The organism is Aliivibrio finisterrensis (genome assembly GCF_008933155.1).
Taxonomy (GTDB): Bacteria; Pseudomonadota; Gammaproteobacteria; order Enterobacterales; family Vibrionaceae; genus Aliivibrio; species Aliivibrio finisterrensis.
In genome coordinates this window covers 1-277 of the sequence record NZ_WBVP01000124.1, presented here as the reverse complement: position 1 = coordinate 277, position 277 = coordinate 1, and the positions used below count along the sequence as shown (strand labels likewise).

Below are 277 nucleotides of genomic sequence, written 5' to 3'. Positions count from 1 at the left end.
GCCTTTTTTGCTTTCTTCTGTTTCGTTAGTAACGATCGGGGTTTGCTTAAAAATATCGACATCATCAATGAGGCTGTATCCCATTAGAGATTTTACGATCTCTTTGGCCGTTGTTATCGCAGTTGACCACTCACTCTTAGAAATAACGCCATCTTGATCACCTGTGAATGTACCTAGCGTACGATCCGCATTACGCTGTGCCAGTTTTACTGCCATGGTCGTCAATGGCGAGGCCATAATTGATGTAGATACTTCTGTTTCAGAGTCCAACATTGCT

The 277-nt window shown here is 43.0% G+C and carries 1 protein-coding gene; it reads right to left on the bottom strand.

All coding sequences use genetic code 11. The annotated features are described in order from the left end of the window. The coding region (locus F8B77_RS17825; protein ID WP_208846192.1) for a hypothetical protein at window positions 1-277 on the bottom strand (277 nt) is incomplete at both ends.